This window comes from Paraburkholderia sp. USG1, assembly GCF_031570135.1.
Classification (GTDB): domain Bacteria; phylum Pseudomonadota; class Gammaproteobacteria; order Burkholderiales; family Burkholderiaceae; genus Paraburkholderia; species Paraburkholderia dioscoreae.
In genome coordinates this window covers 27,456-42,041 of record NZ_JAMWXW010000018.1, presented here as the reverse complement: position 1 = coordinate 42,041, position 14,586 = coordinate 27,456, and the positions used below count along the sequence as shown (strand labels likewise).

Below are 14,586 nucleotides of genomic sequence, written 5' to 3'. Positions count from 1 at the left end.
GCAATTGATTGCATGGTGGTGCGTGCTGTTGCCGCTGTCGTATGCGCTGGTACACGTGCTGGCTAGTCCACGGTTTTTCTTTAAAGACCGGGGGCGTGGTACTCGATACACCATTCCCGTTGTTCCCGGCGCAAGCCAGCACAGGCAGCAGCGCGCGTGCGACGCTTGCCAATGACTTGATGTTACAGCCAGCATCGGCATACAGCGCGGCCAGTGCATCGCTGGTTATCCCGAAACCGCTGTTTGCACAGCCAGCCAGTACGGCGAGCGATGCCAGTGCGGCCCTGAGTACGTCTATCAAGGCACGTGCAGCAGCGCACATGACTAGCAGCGCCAGCGCTGCGCTCGATACGGCCATTCCTGTTGCGGGTGCGGGTAGCACAGGCGCTAGTGCGGGTGCGTCGCTCGATACCGATACGGTGCTAGGCAGTAGCAGCAGTGCAGGCAGTACGGCCAGCGCTAACCTCGTCGGCCAGCAGTTGTTCAAGGCCAGTGGCGGTACGTCGAACGCAGCACGCGCGGCCCTCGGTACGTCTACGCAATTGATTGCGCAAGGCCCGGTGCGCGTGCAGGCCAGCGCGGCGCTGTCTACCGATATCCCGCTGGTAGCGCGGTTGTCTGAAATGTCCGTTGCTGCTGCTGTGGCGTTGCGTACGTCGATTACCACCAGCGGGGCCAGCAGTGCCGGTAGCGCAGCGCGTGCGGCCCTTGGCGGCGGAATCAATGCGCGGGCCAGTGCAGGCAACGCCAGCGGCGCACGTGCCAATCTGATAGGCCAGCAGCTATTCAAGGCCAGCGGTAGTGCGGGCAATGCAGCGCGTGCGGACTTGCGGGCATCAATTGCCGTAGCAGCGCGTGCAGGCACAGGCAGTACAGCCAGCGCACGCGCATGGCCGTCTATCCCCGGTACGGTGGTTGCGCTGGGCCGCACAGGATCAACGGCACAGGCCACGCTAGGGCAACAGGTAGACCCCTTTGAGTACTGGCCTGTACAGCGCGCGCCCACGGTGTTACCGCTGGCGGTGGAAACGCGCGTATTCGCCGTGTATGACGCGCTAGAGGTGTAGCCATGACAATCACATACAGCTATGCAGGTGGTGTGCTGTGCAAGCCCTGTAGCCGGTGCGGCGTGGTCAAGCCGCTATCGGACTACTACATATACTGCTCTGGCAGGAATGCGGGCAGGTATTACGCGCGCTGCAAGGCATGTGGTGCGGAACTAGCCAAGCTGTACGAAGCCACGCACCCCGAACAGCGTAGGGCACGCGCCCGCAAATGGCGTGAGGAAAACCGCGAACGTTACAGCGCATGGTGTAAGGCGTGGCGAGCACGTAGGCGGGCACTGGGTCTGCCATATACCTGACTTGCCGGTAGCTACGCACACGTGGTGGCGACAGCGCGCAACGGAGTGGCATAGCTGCGCAATTGATTGCGTGAGGATCAAGCGTCAGCAGTGGAGTTATCACGTACGCGCCTGATGCTACGGCGGTCTACGTTGAACTGCTGGGCCAGCGCGTACACCGTGGCTCCCTCAGCCAGCTTGCGCAGTACCTGTGCCTGCTGCTCGTCCGTCAGCGCGGATGGACGGCCCAGCTTGCGGCCCTCGGCCTTCACGCGGGCTAATCCGCTGTTGGTCCGCTCAATCAGCAAATCCCGTTCAAACTCGGCCACGGCGCACAGTACCTGCATGGTCATCTTACCCGCGCTGCTGGTTAGATCGACTCCACCCAGCGCCAGACAGTGGACTCGTACGCCAGCGCCTGCCAGCGTCTCCACGGTCTGCCGTACGTCCATCGCATTGCGGCCCAGCCGGTCTAGCTTGGTCACCACCAGCACGTCTTGCGCTTCGATCTTTTGCAGCAGCAGCGCGAACTGCGGGCGCTCACGTGCGGGTGTGCTACCGCTGATATGTTCGGTAATCACGCGCGAGGGCTTGATATCGAACCCAGCGGCCTTGATTTCGGCCACTTGGTTCTCCGGGTGCTGATCGGCGGTGCTAACCCGGCAATAACAGAATACGCGGCTCATGATGGACTTCCATGCAGGTTATCAAGGATGGCTTGTGCGACCGTCTGAAAGCGCCACCAGTAGCCACTAGCGTCACTCCCTACCGTATCCTGCCCTTCAGGCGGGGGAAATTTGCCAGCCTCTATCAGGCCGATCAATTCGGTTTGCGTGATACCCATTTCAAACATGATGTGACCGGGGTACACATGCAGTTCAGTGGGCTTGAGCGTGGGCAGTTGGCCCGCTGGTTTGGAGAAATAGCTACTGGTGACCACGATTCACTCCGTTGGCTGTGCTACTGGGCTAATACGAGTACATAGTATAGCCCATGTGCGAAAGTAGAAAACCCTATATTTAGCCCATACTCAACGAGCATCTATATACGTGGGCGCATATGGTCGTTTTCGCCCACCTATCAAACTGATAGGTATGCGGTGACGGCGGTGTGCATCCGGTTGGTGGCGGGCTGAAAATTTTCCAGCGCGGACGCGCGGGGGTGGTCCACTAACGGCGGGATTGAATAACGAACGACTTCGCTACACGTGGACGTACTACAGGGGGCGAGTGGTGCCGGTGCCGCGTACGGGCTATCAATCGCTGGTGAAACAGCACATGCGGTATTCGTACGGGCGCGTGCTGGTGTTTGCACCGTGCGCGCTATCCCATGCGTTTGTACGTGCTTAAGTCCTTCTAATACGCTATAGCGTAGTACGTCAAAACCTTCTCTCGCGGCTTCGCCGCCCCCGCAAAATTTTGGTCAATATGGGTGGTATATGCGGGGTTTAGCGGGTCTACAGTTCAATCGAATGGTGAGCGGCGCGCTGGTGCTACGCAATTGATTGCGCGAACAGGGTTGATGCGCGCGGGCGCGGATACATAGGGGCATGGGTAGACGCTTCTAAAATCTGCCCTGCTGCACTTGCTGCGCGACTTCGCACGCACGGGCTTACCCGCTCCCGGTTCACCATCAAATTCCATACGGGCTAACCGTGCTGCCCAGTCGAGTACGTGCGTGCGCTGTGGCTCTTGCGCGCGTGGCAGGCGCACAGGCGTTACTACGGGCTGTCGCGCTGTTGCTGGCACTAGCTGCTGTACTTCTGTTTCTGACGCCACCAGCAGGCCCGCACGCTTTAGCTTTGATTTTATGCTGTACACGGTCTGGCAATCGCTAAAGCCTAGTGCATCTGCGATGGCTTTCGTTGATAGCCCTTGCGCCAGCAGTTCCCGCATTTGAACGGCCCTTGCTTCTGCCTCTGCTGTCGTCGCTTTAATCTTCTTCCCTGATTTCTTTGGCTTGTCGGGCGGCGGGGGTAGTGATTGGCCTTGTCCGGTCGTCCACGGTGCTACGGGCTGTCCATCGAACTGCACTAGCCGTGCGCGCGCAATTGATTGCACAACGTGCATGCGTGTCTGTTCCATCGCTGGCCCCTGCGCTGTTAGCGCGCTGCGCGTTCGCGGCGTTCATACGCGGGCACTGCTCGCGCTGCTCTGGCCTTCGCCCATGCTTCCCGTACCTGCTGCTCGGTCGCTCGGTCGCCGTCGAGATACCAATGGGTCTCCCCCCGTACAAAATCCACTTCCGCGCAGATAGGATGAACAGCCACCATTGCCGTACCACGCGCACGCGCGATAGCCAGTAGTGCATCAATGGTTTCATCAACCGAATACAAAAAACCGTTCATGGTCTGCTCCCTTGTGCGTCATCCAGCAGGAAAGAAATTTTGTGGCAGGGCGTAGGAAAGCCATTCCACCACCAGCGGAATTCGTTACGGTCTGCGTGGTGTTCGCAGTCGATACGATCGTTTTCTTTGCCCACCACCACCGTGATTTTTCCGCTACGGCGTGCAGCGGTGGCTATACTCAAAATCGATTCTCGGCGCATTTTCTGCTCTCAGAAAAACGAGATGGTTACCTCAGGGTTGCCCACCACCTGCACGTTCAAGCCGGTGTTGAACTGGCAACCGTAATCCAAATACACATCCACACTGGCATCCAACACGCCAATCACCTTGCCGGTATCGTCTATGCCGTCATACAACGTGACGGTCCCGCTGGCTGCTGGTACGTCGATGGAAACCCCTTTCAAAGAGCCGGGGCCGGTCTTTAACAACATGGTGCCTGCGGTGTCGATGAACGCTAAGTTGGCCGTGCCGGGTGGCCCTGCAACGTATGCTACGTAATTAGTCATGGTCTGCTCCTTAGAAAAAACTGATGGTGGTGTTAGTCGCGCCTGCCACCACCACATACAGGCCGGTGAAAAACGCGCATGAAAAATCAACGTTGCGGCCTTCGGTGGCGTCGAGTACGGCAATCACCTTGCCGGACGTGTCGAGTCCGTCATACAACGTGACTTCCCCACTCACTGAGGGCACGCCAACTATCACGGCTCGCAAGCTACCCGGCCCGGTCTTTAGCAACCGGCTCGCCGCACCATCGAAGTACGTAAAGCTGGCCGTACCGGGTGGCCCTGATACAAACGGAGTAGACATGTCTAGCTCCGCACGTCGCTGCGATCACTCGATTTACCGGGCTTGCCATTGCCCACCGCACCGTTTGGATGCCGGTTGGTGACCGGCGTACTACGCTCTACCTTGGCGGTGTCGCTGTACTGGCTGTGCGCAGTGCCCTTGTGATGTACTGCCGAATCGGAACCGCTGTTGGTTGCCGGGTTACGGCCTGACGATTTGTCACTCATGATTTACTCCGTGATAGTGAAAGTGATATCGCTAGGGGTCTGCTGTACTACATACGGCGCACCCCCGGTGAAGGCCCAGCTAACCGGCCAGCTAAATTTCCCTGCTGTTTCGATTGCCAAAAGCAGCGCGCCTTGAGCGTTGAATACGCTTGCACTGCAAGGCCCATTGCACTCAACCTTGGTGACCGTACCCGCCGCAAGCTCATAGGGAACTGCGCAACGTGCAGGCGGAAACGGTACGTTGGTGCTACAGATATAGGTGTCACTCATGACGCTCTCCATGTAGTACTACTGATAAATTTAATCAAACAAAGGCGCTTCACCTTCCAGCGCCACCAGTACCCCGTAAAAAAACGCATCGGCTAGATCGTCCGCGCGCTTGTATGCCTCTTTATCACCTAAGCTGAAAGACGTGACTTGCGTAATCAGGTGGTTGCGCGTGATGCCCTTGTACTCGGTCACCTTGTCGAACGCGTATTGAGATAGCTTTACGCGTTCCTGAAACACCGGCCCGCTAGAAAGCGATGCACGTCCGCTCTTACCAATCTGCGTTAGCTCGCCCGGTATGCCGTGCGTATCCCATCCTGCTTTCTCACCGTGTTGCAATAGCATGCTGCCTGTCTGTTTGTCTTCGATAAAAACGCCAATCGAGCCATAGCGTGCGCGGCATTCCTTCGCCAGTACTTCAAGCCGCTTAAAGATGCTCGGCATCCAGTTGACTTGCATATCAGCGGTGATCTGTTCAATTTGCCAATCCAGCACAATGAGTGGTGCGCCGCCACCGAATTTGTTGATTGCCCAGAAAATCACTGCCGTTCCATCGTTCGTCGCGCCGTCTTTGACTGCGGTGTCCACCGTCGCAAACACCATTTCGCAGACGGGTGGTATTGCACACCCATGACCGTCCACCAGCAGAGAAGGCAACTTGAATAGAGACTCACCGGCCCAGCTAACGAACTCCGCTTCATATTCCTGCTGATACACCAGCGGCGGATATTGCAATTTCAACGCGGCCACTGCATCGGCATTGAGCAACGGATTCGAGGAGGTAGGCTTGTGAAACTCTTTCCATATCACCGGCCATTTCGCGTTCGGCTCTTTGATCGTGCATGCCTTGTAAAAGAATGCGGTATCGTCCGCGCCTAGTGGCGTACCTGCAATGATCGCATCGCCGTTTCTATCTAGCAGTGTCGGTGCAATCGAAAGATTGAAAATGCTTTCGAGGTCAGGTACTAGCGAAGCCTCATCAATCAGCGCCTTGTGATACCAGCGGGACCGGCCTGCATGCTCATCCTGCAAGGTCCACATTTCAATCTGCCCGCCCGTAATCAACTCGATCATCAAATCGGTTTTGTTTTGTGACTTGATGGCAGGTTTCAGCGTGTTGACGATAGACGCGTACACCGGCTGGGCGCGGGTGAGGTCGGGAAAGAAAAACCCGATACGCTCACCACGCAAAGCCGCGTACTCTGCGATAACCTCAAGCAAGGCAGTCTTGCCAAAACGGCGGCCAATACGCAACACCGTGCGCTTGCTCAACCCGCTATAGACTTCACGCTGGCCCGCATGCAGCGGCATCAAACGAACGTCAGCCATGTACTGCCTCGCTGTCGTCAGACTTCGGCCCGCCTACGATCTTTAGCACAGGCGCACCGGCTGGCACATAGGGTGCGGCGGGCGCACCGGCTGGCAGTGCGTCAGGTGCATTCAGGATATTCAGCGTGACCGTACCGCCGCCATCCTCAAAGCCTTGGTATTCTTGCAGCAGTTTTTGCGCGGCCCATTTAACGGTATCGGTGTCGAGTTTCGCCGCTGCTACACGATCTGCCGTGCTAACCTTCTGGCCTTTTCTTTCGGCCTCAGCAATCGCACGTGCCCCCGCACCTTGGATGCCCTCAACCATTCCACGGAGTTTGATACCTTCTGCCGTACGGAATTTATCGGCCAGCGCGTCATCAACGGCTAGGCGGCGGCGTAGCGTAACCGGGTGAGGCATACCCGGACGCCTGCACGCTTCCGCTACTGTCTCGCCTGCTGCAACGAAATGCAGAATCCGTTCAAAGACGGAATCGTCATAGCCAACATTTGTGATGCGCTTGCGCGACTTCTTAGCCTTCTGCGCTTCCGGCTTCTGCGCAATTGATTGCGTGGCAATCTGCGATTGCGCGGGCTTGTTCGTAAACTTCACAGGCACGGCTCACCCCTCTATTCATGTCGGTGGCCTCCATGCCTGTTGATCGTCGGTGCTGCTATTCGTGTTTCTCTGCTAGTTCGTCCATCTGTTGCGCTACCGCGCGCAACCACGTTGCGATGCACCGGCAATTACCGCGCACTTCTGAACTACAGCCAAAACGCACGCGCACTAGCAATTTCAGCGCGCCTATCAAGGTGCCCTCTGCAAAATCAAGCCGATCTTTGTCCGTTCTTTCCCGGCCTTCGTATCGGATTTCATGCACGTTCATTTCTCGCCTCTGCGCAATTGATTGCGTGACTCAAACCGGCGTGCCGGTGTCGTCGCCACCTGTGGTTACTCCACCATGTACGTGACCGTGTACCGATGTACCCGCCGCTGTCACGTCATTAACAACAGTCACCGGGCCTTGCAACGTGGCCGGATATCCGCCCGCGCTGGTGCCTTGTGTCATCTGTCCATCTAGCTCAATTTCCGGCGCTGTCAGCGTGATTTTGCTAGGCGCGTTCATGCTGATGGTGCTGGCGTCCATAGTGATCGTGCAACTACCGATGGTTACCGTAATCTCAGCCGGATGCAGGACAATCACGGCCCCGCTGTTCGTGTCTCTCAGCGTTACACCGTTCGGCCCATAGATCACTACGGCCTGTCCGTCTACAGTCTGCCATTTGGCGTTGCCGATAGGTTGGAAATAAAGCGCTTCGAGGTTACCCGGTGCGCTCAGGTCAGGCGGGCTGCTGGCCTGCCCACTGCTGAATCCCACCGGGCACTCAACAGGAATCACGTAACCCTTATCGCCCGGTTGGATAGGATAACGAATATATTCAGGCCCAAAAAGTGGAACCGTGATCTGTGGCAACGTGAAAAGGCTTGTCACGTCGAATGCAACGGTAATCAACGGGCCAGCGGCCTCTATCACGTGACACGGCAAGCCCTTGCCCAGCAATTGCAGCGCGTCATCAATCTGCCCGCGCACACCGAATGGCAGGGTGGTAACCAGCGGTGTTTTCAGGTGCGTTAGATTGCTCATGACTTGAACCCGTACACGTTGCCCGCACCCTTGTAGATAGATGGAAACCCCGCTACGGTCTGTTGTGCAGGCTGTTGGAATGCCAGTTCAAAAACACTTACCCATGCAGTACCATCGGCGTTCCTGCTGTCGCCAACATGGCGGCACTTCTGCACCAGAAACACACCTGCAAATGCGCTGTTATCCTGAAACGGGGTGTTGAATGGGCTTACCCCACTCTGGCTGTACGCGCCTTGCAACGTAACGCCCACGGTCGGCGGTAGCTGCACAAAATCGCCCACACTGATATCACCACGCATGACCGTGGTTAGCTGCACTTTGCCCGGTGCGCCCCATGTCGGTTGGCCGATCATGTCGTTAAAGCCAATCTGTATCGGGTTGGTCTGCGTGCTGCTATCGAACAACGTGATAATCCCGCCCTGTAGGGTCATCGTCACGCCCTGATACGGCGTATTGATCGAGAAACCATATGTGTTGTTTGCGGGCGCTGGGCCAGCAAGTACGGATACGCTTGTCTCATGCACGAACTGCGCGAACTGCTGCAAGGTCTGGAAATACGCGGTTTTCGGTACGTCGCTGCCCCACACCAGTTGCGTGCTGATTGCCCCGGCAATGCCCAGTTGAGGAAAGGCATTGTTGAGCGTTTGCAGGATAGCGCTTACCAGCGATTGGCCTTTGCTCCACTGGAAAATCAGATTGGCCGGTGACGTTGGCGTAACCGGTGTATCGAGCGTTTGACCATTCGCGGCTTGGTTGTACGCGCTCGCGCTGCCACCGGGGATAACGTACAGCGTTAGCGATTGCTCTACGCCAATCCAGTTGCCAATGCATTGCTGAATTTGACCGGCCACCAGCAGGCCCGCTTGCTGGGGATTTGCCAGCGGCAAGCCCTTTGCCATGCCCCCGTAAATCGCAACAAACTTGCCATTCAGGTTACTGGCTGAACTGATCTGCGGCAACGTCACACCGTGAATCTTCACGTACGGCTTTGCCTTCGCATCGGGTGCATGCAGCGGCGTTGCCGTCAAATCCACTTCAATGCGTTGCGCCGCGTAGTTGGTTGATCCCAGTTGATCGACCGACATTCCGGCATTCAGGCTAGTCCACGTGCTGGCGGGAAGGTCTTGAGACAAAGAGAACCCATCGCGCGGGTTCGTACTCTGCACCAGCACGTTTGCATCCTGATCGGTTACGGTGATCTGGTAATAGCGCATCGCATGTCCTCTATTGGGCCAGGCTTGCGCCCGTTACCTGCACGTCGCTGCCAGTCGGTGAGGTGACGGTGACACTGATATTAAACGGCCCATGCTGCGTGCCGGGTGTCGTTTTGGTCGGACTATCGGGAGTACGCAAGGCCGCACCACCGCCCTCATCAAACCATCCACTAACTACGCCAGCCGCCCGCGTTAGCCGGTCGGTCAGCGACCCTGATACGTAGTCCTGATTTCCTTGGGCATGCGTTTGCGGTTGGGTATCTGCGGCGTGCTGATCTACGCTATCGAACGGCACAATCTGCGGGTCGGTGTTCAGGCGGTCTGCATCCTTCGCGGCTTTCATGGCCTTGCTGTCGTTAAACGGCGTGGCCGGTTGACTGCTGTTAAGGTCGATCCCCTGCCATGCGAGTTTCCGCAAATACATTTCGGTCTCGCCGCTTTTCTGGAATTCGCTGATGTGTTTTTTCCAGTCGTCGCCGTACTTTTTGATATCGGCATCAAGCCCACCAAAACCATCGTACGCGGCGGCGGCTTTATCCCATGACCCATATTTCTTTTTTAGGTCGGCAAGGTAGCGTGCAGCGCCCACGGTACTGCTGTACTCGTCGTGCCGGTCTACACCGTAGCGCTTCGCCGTCGCTTCATCAAACTGGAATGCACCCAGTACGTTAGGATTATTCGGGTTGATGTTGTTACGCCCTCCGCTGCTTTCAATGTTTTCCTCTGCCATCAAAAAGCCCTTGGGCATGCCCGCCAGCTTTTCGAGTGCTGCCATGTGCGTGTCTTTGTCAGGGTCAGCAGTGAAGCCCTGTTGGCCCCCTTGCGTGCCTGTTCCGTTGAACGGGTTGTTAAACCCATGCGCCTGCAACCACTGGCCCGCGATTGCTGCCCCGCGCGTGATGCGCGCGCCATAGTCATCCGGTTTTGCGGGCGGCGGTTCCGTGCCCGGTGGAAACGGATTCTGGCCTGCGGTATCGAGGTCTGCAACGGTGTCGGTGGCCTTGTCGAGAAAGCTGGTTACCAGATTCGTTGCGGCGGTGCTCCACCGGTCGAGTGCTGGCGTTAGTTTCTCTACGTCCTTATCCCACGCGGTGGAAATTTCTTTCCAGTTCGCGCGCTGGTGTTCATCGAAGTCCGATAGGTGATCTGCGGCCTGTTGATCCAAGCCCATCTTTTGCCAGTTCTGGCCGTACTGTGCATGCTCTTTATCAAGCGAACCATCGGCGGTGCGCTTCGCCAGCAAACGCAGTTCATCGGGGCTGAAAACATCGGTGTACCCATACGCTTGCGCCTGATTCAACGCGAATGCAGGGCTGGTTTTCTGCCACTGCGCAAACTGCTGGCCCATCGCCTTGGCAACGTCAAACGCGAGGTCAGGCGCGGCCTCATTCTGCATCTGATACTGACTGATGCCAGCATTGATAAACGGCGTCTGTAGCGTTACGTCGCCCTTTGCATTCTCGATCTTTTCGAGTGTGTCACGGTCAAGGCCGCTGTTTTTGCCATATAGCTCGAATGCCTGTTCCTGCCCAATCTCAAGCCCAAGGCCACCGGCTGAACGGTTCTGCTGTGCAACGTCAGCGGCGGTCTCACGCGTGACCCCGTACGCGCCTGCGGCAAGTGCTGCAAGCAATCCGGCCACACCACCGGCCCCGCTCACCAGCGCACCCAGATTGCCACGCGCAATGGCATTTACTCCGCGCGTAGTCTTTTCGATATCACGCGCGATGTTCTGCCATGACTTCGCGGTTTCCTTCGAGGTCTTTTCAACTACCCCGAACGACTTTATAAACTTGGGGTTGATGGACTTATCGACAAGTGCAGAGAACGTGCTTTCCACGTCATCAAAGGCGGTCTTTACTTCTTTGATACCCCGGTTGGTTCCGGCCCATGCGCCGTTTTGCTTTTCTAACTCGCCTTGCCAATTGTGGAAAGACGTAACGAACGCGTCCCACTGACTTGAGTCAATCGGAATTTCCAGAATTTTCTTCCCGTTTCCTTCACCAGCCATGTTGCACTCCTAAATTCTAGCAATCCGGTTGCTGATGCACTAAGGCTATCTGTCTGTCGCTCAATGCTTGGTTGCGTGTTCCGCTTCATCAATCGCAATCAGCATCGGCACGTCGAGCCACGCCGCAAGCTGCGCTTCATGCTCTGCAATATGGTCGCGCATTCTCTGTACACGTCTTTCCATTGCCGCGCGGGTCGGTTCGTGTGCAACAGCCAGCGCGGTAGCGCGCTCCATGCAATCGAGCGCCGCGCGCATCATACCGATAACGTTCTGTTCCACTTCCGCGCCCGCGCCGTATCGCGCATAGAAAGCCGGGATGCGTTCGCCAGCAATATCTACCGCGACATTCCAAAGTGCAGCAATCTGCGCCGTGTCGAGTGCCGTCATTTCACACCTCGTTTCTTCCAGAATTCCGCCACTGATACACCAGCACGACCGGGCGCGAACAACCGATCAAATGACCTACCCGGCGCGGGTTCGACACGGCGCGGTTTAACTGCTTGGCGCGGTATCGGTTGCGGCCAGCCTGTACGTGATCGTGCGCTCATGACTTGCTCCCTTGCCGTTGCGCGTGCTTCGCCAGAATCTCGGTGCGATGTTTCGCGTAGTACTCTGCGGCCAGTTCAATCCTGCATTCACGGCATTGCGGTTGCAATCCATCTGCGCGGGCGCGGCATTGACCGAATGCGACTAGCGGCTTGATCTGCCTGCATGTCGAGCATTTTTTGGTGAGCGGCTTAATCATGATCGGCCACCATCAATTCAAAGCACTACCGGCAGTCGCACCGGCTCACCGCCGATGGTTTTCGCCAGCATGGCGGGCGCTTGGTATGGGCGCATCCATGTTTTTTTACCGAAAAACTCGGTGCATTCGCGCCCACTGCGATCACGCGTAAGCACAGGCCGCAACGTTTCCGACTCATGCGCGGCTTCGATAACGGCGGCCTTCACGCGCTGCTCTGTCTTGGTGAACTCGGCGGCGGGCGCACTGCTGGCATCGGCACGCACTGAGGCAGACACGGTGCGCGGTAGCGTGTGCTGTAGCTGTCGCGTCAACGCGCGGCGGTATGCGTCAGGCGTCGCGGAATTGTCCCTAACAATGTCGAGAAGGCCCACACCTAGGCCAGCGATCTGAACAGGCGCGATGTACTCGGCGGTTACGCGTTCGTACTCGGCGGTTACTGCGGGGTTCTGGTGAGCGCTCATGGCTTAAAACTCCGGCAGGGTGAAATTTCCTGATGCCAATTGCTCGGGCGTTACACGTCGCGCGAGCCATGCTGCATTTTGTTGGGGTGTTTGCGGGTTGCTGCAAAGCCTCAACATCTCGTAAGCGGGACTCATGAAGTCGCGCATCCACATTTTTTTGTTGCCAGTGTTCGTAAACGTGCGGATCGGTCGATTTGCGCCGTCCAACGTCTCGGTCATTTTCAGGCCACTGCCAACGTTTGCGGCATCGGCGCGCGTGTCGTCCTCGGACGGTGGCATGCAACGGTGCTGGCGCACGAACGCCTCGCCCGCTGCTGTGAGTCGTTGTTTCGGCTTGTCGAAAGGCCCATCGAAAATTGGATCACGCGGTGCCGGTTCCCAAAATTTAGAACGGATAGCCATGATGGTTAGCTCCTAGCGAAACGGTTGTGAGTCTGCTGCTGTACAGCGTGTGCGTAGCGGTCCACCAGTTCCGGTTCGTCTCGCATCCACGTGTAAAAACTCTGGCGGGTTGTTCCTGCATTCCTGCACGCAACGTCCAAAGGCAGGCCCGTTGCCACCGCCGCAAGAATTCCGATAACCACCGAATCCGGCGTGAGTCTGCGGGGTGTGACTGCTTCACTCATGGCTGTAGTCCGCGTGATTGACAGTTGTTAAGTGAAGTTTACGCGGATCACAATTCAGTGACACGCAATCGTTAGGATTGTCAAATGTTTTTTATCCGCCGCCTCTGCGCAATTGATTGCGCGCACAACCACATTCGAATTCCGCCTCTGTGACGGCCTGACGCTGCGCACCCTCACAACCACACCGGCCACCATGCAGCAGGCCGGACAAAACCCGCCTACGCGGTCGCGCTGGTCTTCACGTGCTTGGGTTGGAACATCGTTGCTTTGTTCTTCGCGGCCTGCTTCGCTGCCTGCTGCGCGGCTACTGCGGCCAGCAATTCTTTTTGCGTGGGCGTGGCCTTTACATAGTCGTCTGGCGGTTCGTCGCACGGCTCGTAATCGTCCGCTGTCAGCACGTGCAACACCACCGGCTCAACGGCGGGCGTGGTGATCTGCTGCACGGCCTGCACGATGCTGCTAGGTTTCTTCGGCACTGTCGTTTTGGCTTTCTCGGCTTGCAGTGCTTCGATTTCCGCATTGGCCTTGGCAATTGCTGCCTGCTGTTCGGCCTTGTGCGCCTGATACTCGGCTTCGTACGCCGCCTGTTCCTGCTGTTGCTGCTCGGCTGTCGGTGCTGGCTTCGTCACGTGCCGGTAGATTGCAACGGCCACGGCCAGATTGCGCTCATTCAGCAGGAAAGGCAGGTTAGGCCACATGGGCGGATTCGCCAGCTTGTTAACGTCACCATCCCAAATGCCGTTCCATTCGTAACGCACGTGGTCGAACCCTTCCTCGGTCGTGATCCATTCGAGAAGCGCCAAATAATCAGTTACGCCCGATTTGTACAATCGTCGCATTTTCGGACCAAGGTTCTTTATATCGGTCGCCTGCGGTTCAATGTAGTTTTCAGGGAAATGTTGTTTTACGTTTTTCTTCCAGACTTCGAACGCTTTCAGGGGTTCTTTCGGGGTTGACTTGCCTTTGCCTGAAAGCGTCTGAGAATTGACGGGTAACGTGGGCGTTTTTTCGTCCACTGCTTTTGTTTCTTCTTTCTCTGTAGGTTTATAAGTACTCTCTGTTATAGGCGGGTTTCCCACCTGTGCTTTTGAAACCATAGGTGACTTTTCCACCTGTGCTACCGATACCATAGGTGAGTTTCCCACCTGTGCCTTTACCGCCAGTGCTTTGGCAGTGAGAACGTAGAACGTAGCCTTGCTTTTGTAGTGGCCCCACGTATCGAAATAGATTTCGACCATGCCGCACTTCATCAGCACGTCATTGATACGCTGCACTTTCTCTTTAGACATGCCCAGTTCGGCTTTCCAGTCTGCATAGCTTTTCTTCACGCCCCGATGCTTGGCATTTTTTTTCGGCCACCAGTAGCGAATCTGGCCCAGCACAATGGCGGATTCAAGATCACCACCGCATGCGCGAACATCGGCCATCGAAAAACAGCGCGTGTCGTCCTGTCGGTGGATATTAAGATCGGGAGTTTGCGCAATTGATTGCGCGGTGCTGGCGACGGCCAGATTTTCTGCGAAACTGGTATTCATTGCTTCACCTGATATTTGACAAGGTTTAAGTAAAAGTCCTTTACCTAGTCTGTGAGGTGACGTTATAATCC

18 protein-coding genes are annotated in these 14,586 nt (G+C 56.8%); 1 reads left to right on the top strand and 17 read right to left on the bottom strand.

The window, feature by feature from the left end:
* The first annotated feature begins 320 nt into the window (after positions 1-320).
* A complete protein-coding gene (locus NE850_RS23200; RefSeq protein ID WP_310699452.1) occupies positions 321-1,067 on the top strand; it encodes a hypothetical protein in 747 nt (248 codons plus the stop codon).
* 373 nt (positions 1,068-1,440) lie between these two features.
* On the opposite strand, the gene NE850_RS23195 is transcribed toward NE850_RS23200, so the two are convergent.
* The 17 genes from NE850_RS23195 to NE850_RS23120 form a co-directional block, all read right to left on the bottom strand.
* A complete protein-coding gene (locus NE850_RS23195; protein ID WP_310699451.1) occupies positions 1,441-2,028 on the bottom strand; it encodes a recombinase family protein in 588 nt (195 codons plus the stop codon).
* Positions 2,025-2,282 (bottom strand): hypothetical protein, encoded by a 258-nt coding sequence (locus tag NE850_RS23190; RefSeq protein WP_310699450.1) that lies wholly within the window; start codon positions 2,280-2,282, stop codon positions 2,025-2,027. Before NE850_RS23190 ends, NE850_RS23195 begins: the two co-directional genes overlap by 4 nt.
* A 1,161-nt stretch (positions 2,283-3,443) precedes the next feature.
* Positions 3,444-3,689, bottom strand: coding sequence for a hypothetical protein (locus NE850_RS23185; protein ID WP_310699449.1), 246 nt, complete (start codon positions 3,687-3,689; stop codon positions 3,444-3,446).
* 209 nt (positions 3,690-3,898) lie between these two features.
* Positions 3,899-4,195 (bottom strand): hypothetical protein, encoded by a 297-nt coding sequence (locus NE850_RS23180; RefSeq protein ID WP_310699448.1) that lies wholly within the window; start codon positions 4,193-4,195, stop codon positions 3,899-3,901.
* 10 nt (positions 4,196-4,205) lie between these two features.
* Positions 4,206-4,496 (bottom strand): hypothetical protein, encoded by a 291-nt coding sequence (locus tag NE850_RS23175; RefSeq protein WP_310699447.1) that lies wholly within the window; start codon positions 4,494-4,496, stop codon positions 4,206-4,208.
* A gap of 2 nt (positions 4,497-4,498) precedes the next feature.
* The gene (locus NE850_RS23170) at positions 4,499-4,702 is read right to left on the bottom strand and encodes a hypothetical protein (RefSeq protein WP_310699446.1); all 204 of its coding nucleotides are present in this window, start codon (positions 4,700-4,702) and stop codon (positions 4,499-4,501) included.
* Positions 4,703-4,705: 3 nt separating this feature from the next.
* Positions 4,706-4,972 (bottom strand): hypothetical protein, encoded by a 267-nt coding sequence (locus tag NE850_RS23165; RefSeq protein ID WP_310699445.1) that lies wholly within the window; start codon positions 4,970-4,972, stop codon positions 4,706-4,708.
* Between the two features lie 30 nt (positions 4,973-5,002).
* Positions 5,003-6,298 carry a hypothetical protein gene (locus tag NE850_RS23160; RefSeq protein ID WP_310699444.1) on the bottom strand — a complete coding sequence of 432 codons (1,296 nt, stop codon included), beginning with the start codon at positions 6,296-6,298 and terminating at the stop codon, positions 5,003-5,005.
* The gene (locus NE850_RS23155; RefSeq protein WP_310699443.1) at positions 6,291-6,890 is read right to left on the bottom strand and encodes a hypothetical protein; all 600 of its coding nucleotides are present in this window, start codon (positions 6,888-6,890) and stop codon (positions 6,291-6,293) included. Before NE850_RS23155 ends, NE850_RS23160 begins: the two co-directional genes overlap by 8 nt.
* Positions 6,891-7,194: 304 nt before the next feature.
* Positions 7,195-7,923, bottom strand: coding sequence for a phage baseplate protein (locus NE850_RS23150; protein WP_310699442.1), 729 nt, complete (start codon positions 7,921-7,923; stop codon positions 7,195-7,197).
* Entirely contained in the window at positions 7,920-9,137 is a 1,218-nt protein-coding gene (locus NE850_RS23145) for a hypothetical protein (protein ID WP_310699441.1), read from the bottom strand. The genes NE850_RS23150 and NE850_RS23145 overlap by 4 nt, the downstream gene beginning before the upstream one ends.
* 10 nt (positions 9,138-9,147) lie before the next feature.
* Positions 9,148-11,148 carry a transglycosylase SLT domain-containing protein gene (locus tag NE850_RS23140; RefSeq protein ID WP_310699440.1) on the bottom strand — a complete coding sequence of 667 codons (2,001 nt, stop codon included), beginning with the start codon at positions 11,146-11,148 and terminating at the stop codon, positions 9,148-9,150.
* A gap of 60 nt (positions 11,149-11,208) precedes the next feature.
* Positions 11,209-11,535, bottom strand: a complete 327-nt coding sequence (locus tag NE850_RS23135) for a hypothetical protein (RefSeq protein WP_310699439.1) — start codon at positions 11,533-11,535, stop codon at positions 11,209-11,211.
* Positions 11,536-11,910: 375 nt separating this feature from the next.
* Positions 11,911-12,354 (bottom strand): hypothetical protein, encoded by a 444-nt coding sequence (locus NE850_RS23130; protein WP_310699438.1) that lies wholly within the window; start codon positions 12,352-12,354, stop codon positions 11,911-11,913.
* Between the two features lie 3 nt (positions 12,355-12,357).
* Positions 12,358-12,756: a hypothetical protein gene (locus NE850_RS23125; protein ID WP_310699437.1), complete on the bottom strand. Its 399-nt coding sequence runs from the start codon at positions 12,754-12,756 to the stop codon at positions 12,358-12,360.
* A gap of 5 nt (positions 12,757-12,761) precedes the next feature.
* Positions 12,762-12,980, bottom strand: a complete 219-nt coding sequence (locus NE850_RS39535; RefSeq protein WP_405044896.1) for a hypothetical protein — start codon at positions 12,978-12,980, stop codon at positions 12,762-12,764.
* Positions 12,981-13,198: 218 nt separating this feature from the next.
* Complete coding sequence (locus tag NE850_RS23120) at positions 13,199-14,515, bottom strand: hypothetical protein (RefSeq protein WP_310699436.1); 1,317 nt, start codon at positions 14,513-14,515, stop codon at positions 13,199-13,201.
* Positions 14,516-14,586: the final 71 nt, after the last annotated feature.

Excerpts from the sequence above, each read along its gene's own strand:
- NE850_RS23145 (WP_310699441.1), bottom strand. The coding sequence starts at position 9,137 with ATGCGCTATTACCAGATCACCGTAACCGATCAGGATGCAAACGTGCTG.
- NE850_RS23165 (WP_310699445.1), bottom strand. The coding sequence starts at position 4,972 with ATGAGTGACACCTATATCTGTAGCACCAACGTACCGTTTCCGCCTGCA.
- NE850_RS23135 (WP_310699439.1), bottom strand. The coding sequence starts at position 11,535 with ATGACGGCACTCGACACGGCGCAGATTGCTGCACTTTGGAATGTCGCG.
- NE850_RS39535 (WP_405044896.1), bottom strand. The coding sequence starts at position 12,980 with ATGAGTGAAGCAGTCACACCCCGCAGACTCACGCCGGATTCGGTGGTT.
- NE850_RS23175 (WP_310699447.1), bottom strand. The coding sequence starts at position 4,496 with ATGTCTACTCCGTTTGTATCAGGGCCACCCGGTACGGCCAGCTTTACG.
- NE850_RS23140 (WP_310699440.1), bottom strand. The coding sequence starts at position 11,148 with ATGGCTGGTGAAGGAAACGGGAAGAAAATTCTGGAAATTCCGATTGAC.
- NE850_RS23170 (WP_310699446.1), bottom strand. The coding sequence starts at position 4,702 with ATGAGTGACAAATCGTCAGGCCGTAACCCGGCAACCAACAGCGGTTCC.
- NE850_RS23180 (WP_310699448.1), bottom strand. The coding sequence starts at position 4,195 with ATGACTAATTACGTAGCATACGTTGCAGGGCCACCCGGCACGGCCAAC.
- NE850_RS23150 (WP_310699442.1), bottom strand. The coding sequence starts at position 7,923 with ATGAGCAATCTAACGCACCTGAAAACACCGCTGGTTACCACCCTGCCA.
- NE850_RS23120 (WP_310699436.1), bottom strand. The coding sequence starts at position 14,515 with ATGAATACCAGTTTCGCAGAAAATCTGGCCGTCGCCAGCACCGCGCAA.
- NE850_RS23160 (WP_310699444.1), bottom strand. The coding sequence starts at position 6,298 with ATGGCTGACGTTCGTTTGATGCCGCTGCATGCGGGCCAGCGTGAAGTC.
- NE850_RS23195 (WP_310699451.1), bottom strand. The coding sequence starts at position 2,028 with ATGAGCCGCGTATTCTGTTATTGCCGGGTTAGCACCGCCGATCAGCAC.
- NE850_RS23185 (WP_310699449.1), bottom strand. The coding sequence starts at position 3,689 with ATGAACGGTTTTTTGTATTCGGTTGATGAAACCATTGATGCACTACTG.
- NE850_RS23130 (WP_310699438.1), bottom strand. The coding sequence starts at position 12,354 with ATGAGCGCTCACCAGAACCCCGCAGTAACCGCCGAGTACGAACGCGTA.
- NE850_RS23200 (WP_310699452.1), top strand. The coding sequence starts at position 321 with ATGACTAGCAGCGCCAGCGCTGCGCTCGATACGGCCATTCCTGTTGCG.
- NE850_RS23125 (WP_310699437.1), bottom strand. The coding sequence starts at position 12,756 with ATGGCTATCCGTTCTAAATTTTGGGAACCGGCACCGCGTGATCCAATT.